Origin of the sequence: Microbacterium foliorum, from assembly GCF_003367705.1 — a bacterium.
Taxonomy (GTDB): domain Bacteria; phylum Actinomycetota; class Actinomycetes; order Actinomycetales; family Microbacteriaceae; genus Microbacterium; species Microbacterium foliorum.
Map to the genome: position 1 here is coordinate 55579 of NZ_CP031425.1, position 13248 is coordinate 68826.

The 13248-nt window shown below is 68.8% G+C and carries 17 protein-coding genes; 8 read left to right on the forward strand and 9 right to left on the reverse strand.

Features of this window, described 5'->3' with window-relative positions:
• Window positions 1–170: 170 nt before the first annotated feature.
• A complete protein-coding gene (locus DXT68_RS00290) occupies window positions 171–1478 on the forward strand; it encodes an LCP family protein (protein ID WP_244268182.1) in 1308 nt (435 codons plus the stop codon).
• Window positions 1479–1506: 28 nt separating this feature from the next.
• Here the strand turns inward: DXT68_RS00290 and DXT68_RS00295 are convergent, their stop codons facing one another.
• Entirely contained in the window at window positions 1507–2103 is a 597-nt protein-coding gene (locus DXT68_RS00295; protein WP_045254055.1) for a cysteine hydrolase family protein, read from the reverse strand.
• A 103-nt stretch (window positions 2104–2206) separates the two neighbouring features.
• On the opposite strand from DXT68_RS00295, the gene DXT68_RS00300 reads away from it, so the two are divergent.
• From DXT68_RS00300 to DXT68_RS00315, 3 genes are all read left to right on the forward strand, one after another.
• Window positions 2207–3004, forward strand: coding sequence for a siderophore-interacting protein (locus tag DXT68_RS00300; RefSeq protein WP_045254056.1), 798 nt, complete (start codon window positions 2207–2209; stop codon window positions 3002–3004).
• Between the two features lie 99 nt (window positions 3005–3103).
• The gene (locus tag DXT68_RS00310; RefSeq protein ID WP_156149292.1) at window positions 3104–4147 is read left to right on the forward strand and encodes a hypothetical protein; all 1044 of its coding nucleotides are present in this window, start codon (window positions 3104–3106) and stop codon (window positions 4145–4147) included.
• Entirely contained in the window at window positions 4144–4533 is a 390-nt protein-coding gene (locus DXT68_RS00315; RefSeq protein ID WP_045254059.1) for a GntR family transcriptional regulator, read from the forward strand. The genes DXT68_RS00310 and DXT68_RS00315 overlap by 4 nt, the downstream gene beginning before the upstream one ends.
• 26 nt (window positions 4534–4559) lie before the next feature.
• Here DXT68_RS00315 and DXT68_RS00320 read toward each other — a convergent pair whose 3' ends face one another.
• From DXT68_RS00320 to DXT68_RS00330, 3 genes are all read right to left on the reverse strand, one after another.
• Window positions 4560–5549 (reverse strand): aldo/keto reductase, encoded by a 990-nt coding sequence (locus tag DXT68_RS00320; RefSeq protein WP_045254060.1) that lies wholly within the window; start codon window positions 5547–5549, stop codon window positions 4560–4562.
• Window positions 5550–5642: 93 nt separating this feature from the next.
• Window positions 5643–6056: a hypothetical protein gene (locus DXT68_RS00325; RefSeq protein ID WP_156149293.1), complete on the reverse strand. Its 414-nt coding sequence runs from the start codon at window positions 6054–6056 to the stop codon at window positions 5643–5645.
• A gap of 50 nt (window positions 6057–6106) precedes the next feature.
• Window positions 6107–6427, reverse strand: a complete 321-nt coding sequence (locus DXT68_RS00330) for a DUF952 domain-containing protein (protein WP_045254062.1) — start codon at window positions 6425–6427, stop codon at window positions 6107–6109.
• Between the two features lie 50 nt (window positions 6428–6477).
• Here DXT68_RS00330 and DXT68_RS00335 point away from each other — a divergent pair, with 50 nt between their 5' ends.
• The 4 genes from DXT68_RS00335 to arr all read left to right on the forward strand — a co-directional run bounded on the left by DXT68_RS00335 (window position 6478) and on the right by arr (window position 8214).
• On the forward strand, window positions 6478–7083 hold the full coding sequence (locus tag DXT68_RS00335) for a TetR/AcrR family transcriptional regulator (protein WP_052677708.1): 606 nt from the start codon (window positions 6478–6480) through the stop codon (window positions 7081–7083).
• A 77-nt stretch (window positions 7084–7160) separates the two neighbouring features.
• On the forward strand, window positions 7161–7397 hold the full coding sequence (locus DXT68_RS00340) for a hypothetical protein (RefSeq protein ID WP_045254063.1): 237 nt from the start codon (window positions 7161–7163) through the stop codon (window positions 7395–7397).
• The gene (locus tag DXT68_RS00345; RefSeq protein ID WP_045254064.1) at window positions 7394–7645 is read left to right on the forward strand and encodes a hypothetical protein; all 252 of its coding nucleotides are present in this window, start codon (window positions 7394–7396) and stop codon (window positions 7643–7645) included. Before DXT68_RS00340 ends, DXT68_RS00345 begins: the two co-directional genes overlap by 4 nt.
• 158 nt (window positions 7646–7803) lie before the next feature.
• Window positions 7804–8214: an NAD(+)--rifampin ADP-ribosyltransferase gene (arr, locus tag DXT68_RS00350; protein WP_045254065.1), complete on the forward strand. Its 411-nt coding sequence runs from the start codon at window positions 7804–7806 to the stop codon at window positions 8212–8214.
• Between the two features lies 1 nt (window position 8215).
• On the opposite strand, the gene DXT68_RS00355 is transcribed toward arr, so the two are convergent.
• From DXT68_RS00355 to DXT68_RS00375, 5 genes are all read right to left on the reverse strand, one after another.
• The gene (locus DXT68_RS00355; protein WP_052677709.1) at window positions 8216–8827 is read right to left on the reverse strand and encodes a Pr6Pr family membrane protein; all 612 of its coding nucleotides are present in this window, start codon (window positions 8825–8827) and stop codon (window positions 8216–8218) included.
• 137 nt (window positions 8828–8964) lie between these two features.
• Entirely contained in the window at window positions 8965–9918 is a 954-nt protein-coding gene (locus DXT68_RS00360; RefSeq protein WP_045254091.1) for a sugar kinase, read from the reverse strand.
• Window positions 9915–10559, reverse strand: a complete 645-nt coding sequence (locus tag DXT68_RS00365) for a bifunctional 4-hydroxy-2-oxoglutarate aldolase/2-dehydro-3-deoxy-phosphogluconate aldolase (protein WP_045254067.1) — start codon at window positions 10557–10559, stop codon at window positions 9915–9917. Before DXT68_RS00365 ends, DXT68_RS00360 begins: the two co-directional genes overlap by 4 nt.
• On the reverse strand, window positions 10549–11775 hold the full coding sequence (gene manD, locus DXT68_RS00370; RefSeq protein WP_045254068.1) for a D-mannonate dehydratase ManD: 1227 nt from the start codon (window positions 11773–11775) through the stop codon (window positions 10549–10551). Before manD ends, DXT68_RS00365 begins: the two co-directional genes overlap by 11 nt.
• An 81-nt stretch (window positions 11776–11856) precedes the next feature.
• Window positions 11857–13248: an MFS transporter gene (locus tag DXT68_RS00375; RefSeq protein WP_045254069.1), complete on the reverse strand. Its 1392-nt coding sequence runs from the start codon at window positions 13246–13248 to the stop codon at window positions 11857–11859.

Consider the following 13248-nt stretch of genomic DNA (forward strand, 5'->3'; position numbering starts at 1 on the left):
GGCCCCGGTCATGATGGTGTGATCCAGTGCGACCGCCTGCTTCCCCCCAGAACGATCCCCTGAACGACCCCTCTCAGGGCGATCTCCCGACGGACACCTCGTCCGTCCCGGCAGGCCGACCGCGTCGGCGTCGCGGACGTCTGATCGGCGCCATCAGTGCGCTGGTCGTCGTGGCCGTGGTCGCTGTGGGGGCCGTCGTCTACGCCCAGCTGCAGGGGAACATCACGACCGCCCCGCTGCGCTCCGACCCCGACACGTCGACGGGTGAGCCGCAGCTGGCAGAGGGCGACCTCAACATCCTGCTGCTCGGATCCGACTCCCGGGCGCTCGCGTCCGACGGGTTCGGTGAAGACGACGGCAGCGAACGCAGCGACGCCATGGTGCTGGCTCACGTCTCGAACGACAGCACCCGGATCGATGCGGTGCAGCTGCCCCGCGACACCGTCGTCGACCTGCCCGCATGCGACGACACCGGACGTGGCTCGTACGAGGGTGGATACGGGATGCTGAACTCCGCGCTGGAGTACGGACCGGCATGCTCGGTCGCGGCGGTCGAGCAGCTCACCGGCGTCACGATCGATCACTTCGTGCAGATGGACTTCGAAGGATTCATCGGCATGGTCGACGCGATGGGCGGCATCGACGTGTGCCTCCCCGAGCCGCTGCAGGATGGTCACGCACGCCTCGACCTGCCCGCCGGCGCCCAGTCGGTCAACGGCGAACAGGCGCTCGCGTTGGCCCGCACGCGGCACGCGCTCGCCGAGGAGAGCGACATCGCCCGCCTCGGTCACCAGCAGATGGTCCTCTCGGCGATCGTGCAGAAGGCGACCAAGTCCGACGTGCTCGTGCGCCCCGACCGCCTCTACGCCTTCCTCGACGCGGTGACCTCCTCGATGACGGTCGACCCAGGGCTCGGGGCGTTGACCGATCTCGCGGGTCTCGCGGCCAGGGTGGCGAATGTGCCGATGAGCAGCGTCACCTTCGTGACGATGCCCACGGTCCCGGCGCCCGAAGATCCCAACCGCGTCGTGCCGACGGCGGATGCCGATGTGATCTTCCGCGCGCTCGTCGATGACGCGCCGCTCGTGCTCACCACCGACGAGGTCGCGCCCGACACGACGGTGCGCACCGCCCCGGTGCAGATCCTCAACGGTGCCGGCGTCGCGGGCCTCGCATCCCGCGTGTCGGAGGATGCGACGGGCTACGGATACACGGTCTCGGGGCTCGCGAATGCGGACCCGTCGGACCTCACGGTGATCACTGCTGCAGACACCCCCGACGCACAGCAGACCGCGCAGGCGCTGGCCTCCGAGCTGGGACTCGCCGTGACGGTGCAGACGGGCGACGTCGACGGCGTGCAGATCCTGCTCGGAGCCGACTACACCGAGCTGACCTCCCAGCCCCGGGCGACGCCGCCTCCGTCGCGGCCCGTCGACGCGGTGAGTCGCAGCGCCGACACCGATCTGTGCGTCGGATAGCGCAGGGCCTCGAACTCGCGTCGCCTTCTCAGCGACCCAGGTCGTCGACCGTCGCGACGACGGTGGCGTAGAGATCGGCGATGCCGGCGAGGGCCGCGCGGTGCAGCTGCTCGGCGGGCACGTCGCCGGCGACCGATGGAAGGCTTCGGGTGGCGGTCGCTGCGGCGACGACGGTGGGACGGTTGCCGCGCAGGAACGCGCCCTCGGTGGTGTAATTCACGCACATGTGGGTCATGAATCCGGCGATCACGACATCGTCGTGACCCGCGGCGTCGACGAGCTCGCCGAGCTCGGTGCCGACGAAGGAGTTCGGCGCCTTCTTGACGACGACGGGCTCGCCGTCGATGGGGGCGACGCGCTCATGGATCGCCCCGATGTCGTCGCGGATGTCGTACGCCGATCCCGCGCCGCCGTCGTGCTGCACATGAATGACCGTGGCGCCTGCCGCCCGGGCACGGGAGAGCAGGTCGGCCGCGGCGTCGAGCGCGGCATCCCACCCCTCGAGCTCCATCTCGCCGCGGGTGTAGGTGTTCTGGAAGTCGACGAGGACGACGGTCGAGGTCGCGAGAGCCGCGGGCTGATCGACCGCGCCGCTGAGCGCGCGGAGAGTGGCAGAGGTGGTCATCCTCGAAGTATGCGCGGGGTGTCCGACACCGTCAACATGGCCCCGCCACCGCGGGGAGAGGGCAGACTTAGGGGAGCCTTAGTTTCATGATCCAGGAGATGCCATGCCGGAACAGACCCGACGTACCCCCAGCCAGGCGGTCCTCGCCGTCGAGAAGGTCGAGCAGGTCAGCCCTGAACTGGTGAGGATCACGGCCGGCGGCGACGGGTACGGGGACTTCACCGACAACGTCTACACCGACAAGTACGTCAAGATCCTGTTCGCCGATCCGCGCCACGGGCTCACCCCGCCGTACGACCTCGCACAGCTGCGCGCGCAGAGTCCGGAGAAGCTGCCCACGCCCCGCACGTACACGATCCGCTCGTCCGACCCCGAGCAGCGACGTCTCGTCATCGACTTCGTCGTGCACGGCGACGAGGGGATCGCGGGTCCGTGGGCTCGGCAGGCGCAGCCGGGCGACACGATCGTCGTCAGTGGCGCCGGTGGCGGCTTCCGGCCCGACCCCGAGTCGCCCTGGCACCTGCTCGTCGGCGACCACACGGCACTTCCGGCGATCTCGTCGGCGATCGAGGCGATGCCGGCGGATGCGGTCGGGCACGTCGTCCTGACGGTGGCGGATGCCGCGGACCGCATCCTTCCCGACGTCCCGTCCGGTGTGACTCTGCGGTGGACCGAGACCGACGACGAGCTGCTCACGGTGCTCGCCGACCTGCCCTGGGCCGAGGGGCACCCGGGTGTCTTCGCGCACGGTGAGCGCGGCACGATCAAGCAGGTCAGGGCGCTGCTGACGCAGCGCGACGTGCCGCGAGAGCGGCTGTCGATCTCGGCGTACTGGGCGCGAGGCCGCGCAGAAGACCAGTTCCAGGCCGAGAAGCGCGAGCCCATCGGCCAGATCGAGTAGGCGGTCTGGCCGCGCCTCGCGTGTGATTCCGTCAAACTTGTACTCCAAGTGTGGTACAAGTTGTGTTAGACATATGACACAAAGACGAGGTGGGGGACGATGATTCCGAGAGAAGCTGGGTGGACCTTCGGTGATGCATTGGCGGTGTTCTTCTCCTTTCCGGTCACCTCGCTCGTGATCGCCCTCTTCCTCGCGTTGGCCTGCGAGGCGTGGGCCTCCAGGACTGCACACGCGAGAGACGCCGTCGCTCCGCTCTCCGCGAAGAGCATCCACTCGTTGCGAGCGAAGTACCGTTCCGCCCGGGCATTGCTCCCGGCGGTCGGAATCGTGATCATCGTCTGGTTCGTGGGGGAGGTCGTGGTCCGCGGGTACCTCGTCGCCGTCCCGGAAGAGCTCTCCTGGGTGAGGTTCGTGGCCCCGATCATCGGCGCCGCTCTCGGGCTCGGTGCCGTCCTTGTGCAGATCGTCGTCAGCGGCTCGGAGGTGCCGGAGGAACCGGGGGCTCTCGTGCCGCGGCGCACGTGGGCGAGCTTCAGCGAACCGCGCGATCTCATCGGCGCTTTGTTCGTCGTGCTCGTCCTTCTGACGACGACCATTGCCGCCGGGATGGCCGCATCCGCGGATCGGTGGGGGGTCTCCGACAGCGTCGAGCTGCCCGTTCCGAACCTCGCGATGGTCGATCCGATCAGGCTCCCGTTCTTCGGCTGGGCCTATGGCATTCCCGTTCTCGTCAGTGCGGGCATCCTGCTCCTCGTCGTGGCGGCGTTGCTGCAGAAGAACGCCAGCCGATCCTTCATTCGTCCCGAGACCGCCATGGCCGAACGGATCGTCCGTCGACAGGTGGGTGCGGGAGGCGTACGCATCGCGACGGCGGCATTCCTCCTGGCGCTCGCCGCCTCGTGGAGGCTGATCGCCGGAGCGGGCTCGGTGTCGAGTCTCGAGATCGCCGGCGAGAACGACGGCAGACCCTACGAGGTGGTCTGGCGATTCGCAGAGTTCGCCACGGCGGCCGGATGGGGTGCACCGATCGCGGAGGTCGTGGCCTTGACGCTGCTTCTTCTCGTCGTCATCCGATACTCCCGCGAGGCCGCGTGGCGTCGGCTCTCCCACGATCGAGCACTGCAGTACGAGGCTGCCCGATGAAGAGGGAGTCCGTGGTGCTGACGACGACGGACAGCAACCCGGCGTCCGACATCCATCGACAGCTACGCGGCCTCATCGTCTCGGGCCAGCTGGGCGCGAACGAGCGCTTGCCGACCGTTCGACAGGCGGCGAGTGATCTGGGGGTGGCCCCGGGAACCGTGGCGAAGGCGTACAAGCTCCTCGAGCAGGAGGGCCTCGTGGTCAGCCGGACGGCGGCAGGCACGAGGGTCGCCGAGTCGGCTGCCCTGCTGCCTGCGGCGGTCATGCGGCGTATCCGCGATCTCGTCGACGAGGCTTCCTCGACCGGGTCGAGTGTCGACGATGTGGTCAATGTCCTGCGCGTGGTCTGGCCGGAGATCTCCGAATCTTCGCAGAGCGGCGCCTGACCTGTAGGCGTTCGCGTTTGCGCGCCTCAGAACCCTTCGGGTTCCCGTGGCGTGTACGCGGCCTGCAACTGCTCCAGTTCGGAGTCTTCGAGCCGGATGCCGGCGGAGGCGACGGCGTCGTCGATGTGCGACGCCTTCGTCGCACCGACGATCGGTGCGGTCACCGCGTACTGCTGCGCGACCCACGCGAGCGCGATCTGCGCACGGGAGACCCCTCGCTCCTCGGCGACGTGAGCGACGGCCTCGACGATGGCTCGATTCGACTCCTCTTCACGGCGGTAGAGCGTCGCACCGAACGCATCCGTTGCCGTGCGCGCCGTCTTCTCGTCCCAGTCGCGCGTGAGCTTGCCTCGCGCCAGGGGTGACCACGGCAGCACACCGACCCCGGAGTCGAGGCAGAACGGATGCATCTCCCGCTCCTCCTCGCGCTGCAGCAGGTTGTACTGGTCCTGCATCGAGACGAACCGTGTCCAGCCGTTTCGCTCCGCGACGTGCTGCGCCTTCGCGAACTGCCACGCCCACATCGACGACGCCCCGATGTACCGGGCCTTGCCCGAGCGGACGACGTCGTTCAGCGCCTCCATCGTCTCTTCGATCGGCGTCTGGGGATCCCAGCGATGGATCTGGTAGAGGTCGACGTGGTCCGTGCCGAGCCGCTTCAGGCTCGCGTCGATACCCGACAGGATGTGAGCCCTGCTGAGTCCGGCCTGGTTGGCACCCGGTCCCATGCGGCCGTGCACCTTGGTGGCGATGACGACCTCCTCGCGGCGCGCGAAATCGCGCAGCGCCCGTCCGACGAACTCCTCGCTGGTGCCGTCGGAATACACGTCGGCCGTGTCGAACGTCGTGATCCCGGCCTCCAGTGCCTGCCGGATCAGCGGCCTGCTGGTCTCCTCATCGAGCGACCACCCGTGCGCACCACGGTGGGGTGCGCCGAAGCTCATGCATCCGAGCACCACCTTCGAGATCCGCAGGCCGGAGCTGCCGAGCCTCACGCTGTCTGCCGTGTCGAGCATCTGAGATCTCCCTCGAATTCGTGATGTCGGATCGATGCTCTCACGGTGTGCAGCGGTCGGGCGCGAAACGAGGGATCCCGAGGGTCGCGTGTGTCAGAGGAAGACCCGGAGGTACTCGCCGATCTTCTCGCCGCTCTGCTCGGGGGTGACCTCGACGCTGAGCCGAGCGCGGACGCCGTCGGTGCCGACCTCGATCGGCATCGCCCCGCATCCCATCATCGGTCCATGGTCGACGCCGTCGACCACCAGGCAGATGCTGCCGAGACCAGTCTGCTCCCGCGCCTCGACCACGTAATACGAGTGTCCTTCGGAGTCCTCGCCGAGCAGGCGCGCCGTATCGGGGACCACGTTGTCGCGCTGGTCGGCGCCGACGGAGGCGGGCAGGGCCGCGGACTCGCCGCTGGCGAGCACGTCGACGGTCGGGGCGTTCATGCAGCCCGAGAGAAGCGTGATCGCGCCGAGGGCGAGAACTCCGCACATCGACGGGCGCAGGCGAGAACGGCTCATGCGCACACGATAGACGACCGGCGCGACTCCCGCAGGTAACGCGAGGCAGGTCAACGCGGAATGAGAGTCTCCGAGGCCACGACCTCATCGGTCATGGGCACGGCGCCGAGGATGCGCGGGTGTCCGTCGACCCATTCGACGGCGATCCCTTCGGCGGCCAGTCCCTCAGGGCGGATCGCGATGTCGAGCAGCGGAAGAGTGAGATCGCCGAATCGGGCGGCGAGCACCGCGTCGAACCGCTCTGCGGTGGTGGCATGGATGAACCCCGCGTCGTCGAGATGCACACCCCGCGTCGACACGACGTACTCGCCGAACCCTCGGCTCATCTCCCAGTCGTCCTGGATGGCGATGTGGTGGATCAGATCGGACATGACAGCTCCTTAATGAAACGGTTGCGTAGCATTAATGCTAGAGTATGCCCATGACGGGAAAGCGCGGGCGGCCCTCCGCGGCAGAGGCGGATGCCAGAGACGAGCGCGTCGTCGATGTCGTCGTCGCCGTGCTCACCGGAGAGGGGCTCGAGGCGCTGACCCTCGACCGTGTCGCCGCCGAGGCCCACGTCGCCAAGCGCACGCTGTACACGGTGTTCGGCGACAGGGCCGGGCTGGTGCGCGCCGCGGTCCGCCGACAGCACGCCTACCTCGAGGATGCCGGAGACGGGGCGTCCGACCTGCGATCGGCAGCCCGCGGCATCCTCCGCCATCTGCTCGGGGACGAGGCGATCGGCGTCCACCGCGCGATCACCGGCGCCGCCGCCCTGCATCCGCTTCTCGCCCGTGAGTTCTACGAGCAAGGACCCGCGCGCGCCCAGGGGTTCCTCGCCGCCCACCTCCCCACGGATGCACGGATCTCACCGGCGCTGCTCTTCACCGCTCTTCTCGGCGAGCCGCACCGACGTCGACTGCTCGGCCTGGCCGACCCGCTCACGTCCCCCGCGATCGACGCGCAGGTCGACGAGGTGCTTCACGCCTTCGGCCTGGACTCTTCGGATCAGGCGCGATCAGGGCGGAAATCCTCCTCGTCCTGAGCGCGCCTGTCAACGGCCCTGCGCTCGCCGCGGTGTCTGCTCGATCATGGAGATCCGACCACAAGAGGAGGGCCACCATGTCGAACATCGACGCTTTTGCCAACAGCTTCCCCCCGGAGATGCCGGGAGTTCCGCCTGTCGATGACTTCCGCGATGGCACGTTCCCCACAGACACCGGGCAGCCCCAGACCCAGGATGATGATCCCCTCGACGCCGAGATCGGAGAGAACGGTCAGGGCGACCTCGCGCCCGAGGATGAGGGATCCGCGCACAGCGGGGACGCCCCGACCGACCTGCGGGACGGCACGGAGTGAGCGACGACCGTGACGGCACGGGCACCGCAGGGGGAGCGGCACCGTCGGAGGAGGGCATCGCCGCGCTCATCGAAGAGCGCGACGGCGACGACCCCGACCGGGTGACCGACACTCCCGCCGGCGGAGCAGGCGCGGACTCGGGTGGGTCCGGTGCGGTGCGCGTCGATCCGTCGTCGGAGTCATCCGTGCCCGACGAGTCGGTGCACAACGACGAGCCGGGCGTCGGTACTCGTCGCTCGGAGGACTGACAGCGGAGAGCACCGCGCGTCGGGAGGAGAACCGCGCGTCGGGAGGAGCGGAGGCGAGATTCCCTCCTCCCCACACGCAGTTCTCCTCCCGACGCGCGCGCGTGCCCCCCGCGCGAGGCGCCCTTTCGCAGCGCGAGGAGCAGTCGTAGGCTTCTGCGGTGAGTGACGCACGGGACGACGGGCCCTTCTTCCACGGCACCAAGGCAGAGCTGCGACCGGGCGACCTGCTCGCGGCGGGATTCCGCTCGAACTATCGCCCCGAGATCGTGATGAACCACATCTACTTCACCGCCGTGGCCGACGGCGCGGGCCTTGCGGCGGAACTCGCGCCCGGCGACCGCGAACCGCGTGTCTACGAGGTCGAGGTGACCGGCGAGTTCGAGGACGACCCGAACGTGACCGACAAGAAGTTCCCGGGCAACCCGACCCGTTCGTACCGCAGCAGTGCACCGCTGCGAGTGATCCGCGAAGTGCACGGCTGGACCCGCCTGACACCGCAGGCGCTCGCGACATGGCGGGAGCGGCTCGCCGCCATCCGCGACGACGAGCACGGCGAGATCATCAACTGAGTCAGCGGCGGGGAATGCGACGTGCGAGGGCGGCGAGGGTGCGATCGATCGCCACGAACACCAGGCCGACGACGATGAGCGCCAGGGTCAGCGCCACGATCCACTGGGTGACGCCACCCACTCCGAGGACGTCGACGTCCATGAACGGATAGGGGTACTTCTGGCCCGGGGTGAACTCTCCACCGAGAGCTCCGTAGGCGAAGGCCCACACGAGGTAGGCGTAGGGGATGAGCGTCCACAGCAGCGGATCGATCCACCGGAACTCGCCCTTGGGGACGAAGATCAGCCAGTCGACGATCACCAGCAGCGGCGTGATGATGTGGATGAGGTTGTCGGTCAGCGAGAAGATGTCGGAGTCGCCGTCGGCGAACCTCGCCGGCACCAGGACGACCAGATAGATGAGCATCGTGACCGTGATCGCCATCATCACGGCCCCGCTTGCTCGCGGACTCGGCGTCGAGGTGCCGGATGCCCCCGCCTCACGCAGATCGCGGGCCGTGCGCACGACGAGCAGAGCCACCCAGACGAGGCAGAGCAGGTTGCTGACCATCGTGTAGAACAGCAGCGTCGTCCAGTTCGGGGCTCCGGTCAGCACGTCGGAATGCCGGACCACGCCGGTGACGATGACCGCGAGAGCGATGATCCGATAGACCAGCGCGGCCGGCCGGGAGTTCAGTGCGGCTCGAGCGAACAGCGGGGTGCGGGCGGATTCGGCGACGGGGGGTGCGGATGCCGCCGCCCGTGCGGCGTTCAGCGCCGCACCGGGTCGGCGTCGCCGTCGAGGAAGCGCTCGAGGTCACGCAGCGACGGCGCGGCCTCCCAGTCGCCGGGCACGAGGCAGGCCATCGCGCCGCAGGCGTTCGCGCGCTGCAGAGTGCGCTCGACGTCGAGGCCGTCGAGCAGAGCGCTCAGGTAGCCCGCGACGAAGGCATCTCCTGCACCGACCGTGTCGATCGGATCGATGGAGAAGCCGGGTGCATCGACCACCGAGCCGTCGGTGAGGACCGACGCACCCGCCGCGCCGCGCTTGAGCACGACCGTCGCGCACCCCGCGGAGCGGAGCCGGTCCGCGGCCTCGTCGGCCGACAGCCCCGGGTACAGGATCGCGAACTCCTCGGCGCCCCCGAAGACGATGTCGGCGCGCTCGGCGAGCTCACGCAGCACCGGGCCGGCCGTCTCTGCCGACGCCAGCGCAGAACGGTAGTTGATGTCGAAGGTGACGGTGGCCCCCGCATCCCGCGCACGATCGATGGCCGCGTGCAGCGCCGCACGCGCGGTCTCGGACAGCAGCGCGGTGATGCCGGTGAGGTGCAGCAGCGAGGCGGCGGCGATCCACCCGTCGGGCAGGTCGTCGGGATGCAGTCGGGATCCGGCCGACCCCGCACGGTAGTACTGCACGGCCGTCGACGACGCAGACGGTCGCTCTTTCACCATCAGCCCGGTCGGGGCCCCGGCATCGGCGATGACCCGCGCGTCCACGCCCTCGGCCCTGATGTCCCGCGCGACGCGCTCGCCGAGGGAGTCGTCGCCCACCCGTCCGAGCCACGACACGGCGACACCCAGACGGGCGAGACCGATCGCGACGTTGCTCTCCGCGCCTCCGATGCCGAGCGCCATCGCGTGAGCATGCCGCAGCGAACCGATCTCGGTCGTGCGCATGAGCGCCATGGTCTCACCCAGGGTGACCACGGAGGGCGAGGTCATCGAGCGCACACCTCGACGAAGGCCTGAGCCCGGTCGTGCAGCGCGGTGAGGTCGCCGCCCGAGAAGGCGTCGCCGAGCAGGGGGCCGCCGACGCTCACCGCGACGGCACCGGCCGCGAGCCACGCGGAGGCTCCGGCGAGGTCGACGCCGCCCGACGGCATGGCCACCAGATCGGGGAACGGGCCGCGAAGGTCCTTCAGGTACGCCGGACCGACCTGGCCTGCGGGGAAGATCTTGACGGCCGATGCCCCGGCCGACCACGACGCGAACAGCTCGGTCGGGGTGAGCCCGCCCGGGACGATGGGCACGCCGGCATCGGTGGCCTGCTGCACGAACGCGGTCGAGGTGATCGGAGTGACCAGGTAGTGGGCGCCGACGTCGACTGCCCGGCCGAGGTCGGCCGACGACGTGACGGTGCCGATGCCGAGGTCTGCGACCTCGCCGAACTGCGCCAGCAGGCGGGGGAAGTGGTCGAACGTGCCTGGCGTGGTGAGCGTCAGCTCGACGCTGCGGATGCCGGCATCGACCAGCACCTCGAGAACGGCGTCGTAGTCCTCCGCCCGCTTCGCACGGGCGACGACGATCAGGCGGGACTCGACCGAGCGGGGCGGGAGCGCGATGCGGGGGGTGTCACCAGTCATGTACGGTCCCGTCGAGAAGTCGGTTCACCGGCAGATACGCCTTGGTGTATTCGTGAGCGGCTGCGGCCTCTTCGTCGAGCTCGACACCCAGACCCGGAAGGTCACCGGGGTGCAGGAATCCCTCGTCGAAGGTGAACGAGGTCTGGAAGACCTCGAGGGTCTTCTCATTGTGGGGCATGTACTCCTGGATGCCGAAATTGTGGATCGCCAGGTCGAGGTGCAGCGCGGCGGCCATGCCCACCGGGGAGATGTCGGTGGGTCCGTGGATGCCCGACTTGATGCCGTAGATCGCGGCGAAGTCGAGCAGCTTCTTCATGGCGGTGATGCCACCGGTGTGCGTGACGGCCGAGCGCACGTAGTCGATCAGTCGCTCGGTGATCAGCGTCTGATAGTCGTACACCGAGTTGAAGACCTCGCCGATGGCGAGCGGCGTCGTGGAGTGCTGACGCACCAGGCGCAGCGCGGTCTGGTCCTCGCCGGGGGTGCAGTCCTCGAGCCAGAAGAGGTCGTAGGGTTCGATGTCCTTCGCGAAGCGCGCGGCCTCGATGGGCGACATCCGGTGATGACCGTCGTGCAGGATGCGCAGATCGGTGCCGAACTCCTCGCGGATCTGGGCGAAGATCCCGGGCATGTGGCTGAGGTAGTTGCGGGTGTCCCAGGTCTCCTCGGCGGGGCGCGCACCCGAGCGCTTGGCCGGTTCGTAGTCGTAGCGCACGCCCGGCCCGGCGTTCGAGACGCCGTAGATCTGACCGAGGCCCGGCACCCCGGTCTGCACGCGCACCGCGGTGTAGCCGAGCTCCTTGTAACCGGTGATCGCGTTGGAGAGCGCCGCGTAGTCGGTGCCCGAGGCGTGGGCGTACACCCGCACGCCCTCCCGGCTGGCGCCGCCGAGCAGCTGGTAGAGCGGCATCCCGGCTTTCTTGGCCTTGATGTCCCACAGCGCCATGTCGACCGCGGCGATCGCCGCCATGGTCACAGGTCCCCGACGCCAGTACGGGCCGCGGTAGAGGTACTGCCAGGTGTCTTCGATCCTGTCCTCGTCACGGCCGACGAGCATCGACGCGACGTGCTCCGACAGGTAGGCGGCGACGGCGAGCTCACGTCCGTTCAGGGTGGCGTCACCGAGGCCGGTGATGCCGTCGGAGGTCGTGATCTTGAGCGTGACGAAGTTGCGGCCGGGGCTGGTGATGGTGACGTCGACGATCTCGATGGTCATGTCGTTCTCCTGATGATGCGGGGCGAGGTGGGGTGCGGACGCGCGTCGCGTCCGCACCCCTGGTCGTGATGTGCGGGGCGATCAGATCGCGTCGCGGGGGTCCGTCAGGTCGCGGCCTGCGACCTCGGGCATCCAGATCGAGGCGATGAGCGCACTCAGGGTGAAGATGAACAGCATGATGATGATCGGGATGAACGAGCCGGTGGCGGCCGACACCCACGCGGCGGCGATGACGGGGCCCGCGCCGGTCGCGACGATGGCGGCGATCTCGCGTGCCATGGCCGTGAACGTGTAGCGGTTGCGCGCACCGAACAGCTCGGGGAGCGTGAGGTTCTCGAGCGACGCGAAGCTCATCACCGCGAGGTTGTGCAGCACGACGTAGCCGATGAAGACCTGCAGCGTGACACCGCTGCTGATCATGAGCATCGTCGGGACGATGACGATGAGCGCGACGACCGCCCAGATCATGTACATGCGCTTGCGGCCGAACCTGTCACCGAGCCAGCCCGAGAGAGGCACGGTGATGAAGGCGACGAGCGACGAGACGATCACGGCGTTGACGCCGATCGAGCGGTCGAGCAGCAGCACGACGGTGATGTAGCTGATCAGGTAGGTCTGGATCATGCCCGAGTTGCCGGCCTGGCCGAAGCGCAGCAGGAGGGCGATCGAGAACGCCTTCCAGGGCTTGCGCTCCATCGCCTCGAGGGTGCGCACGTCGCCGGTCTCGGTGGCGAGCTGGATCGTCTCCTCGCGGGAGAGCGCCTTGCCGTCGACGACGTCGTCGCGCTCCTCGAAGACCGGGGTCTCCTTGAGGTTGAAGCGCACCCAGATGGCGAAGAGCATGATGATCGCGCTGCCGATGAACGGGATGCGCCATGCCCACGCGATGACCTCCTGCTCGCTGTAGGCGACGAGCAGGATCGCCCAGATGCCGGAGGCGAGCAGGGTGCCGCAGTTCGTGCCGAGCGCGACGAGCGAGGCGATGATGCCTCGGCGCTTCGCCGGTGCGTACTCGGCGAGCATGACGCCCGCACCCGAGATCTCGGCACCCGCACCGAAGCCCTGCGCGATGCGCAGCAGCACGAGGAGGATCGGCGCGAGCACGCCCACCTGGTCGTACGTCGGCAGGAAGCCGATCAGGGTGGTCGCGAGACCCATCAGGAGGATCGTGTAGAACAGCACCTTCGTGCGACCGGTCTTGTCGCCGAGACGGGCGAAGAAGAAGGCGCCGACGGGTCGTGCGACGTAGCCGACGCCGTAGGTGGCCATCGCGGCGACGACGGCGACCGCGGGGTTCTCGGAGGAGAAGAACAGATCGGCGAACACGAGCGCGGCGGCCAGCGAGTAGAGCTGGTAGTCCATGAACTCGAGGGCGGTGCCGAGCCATCCGGAGACGGCGGCGCGCACGAGGTCGCGCACCGACCTCTTCTCGGCGGGATCGACGGCCGAGGCCGTCGTCTGGGCTTCTGACAT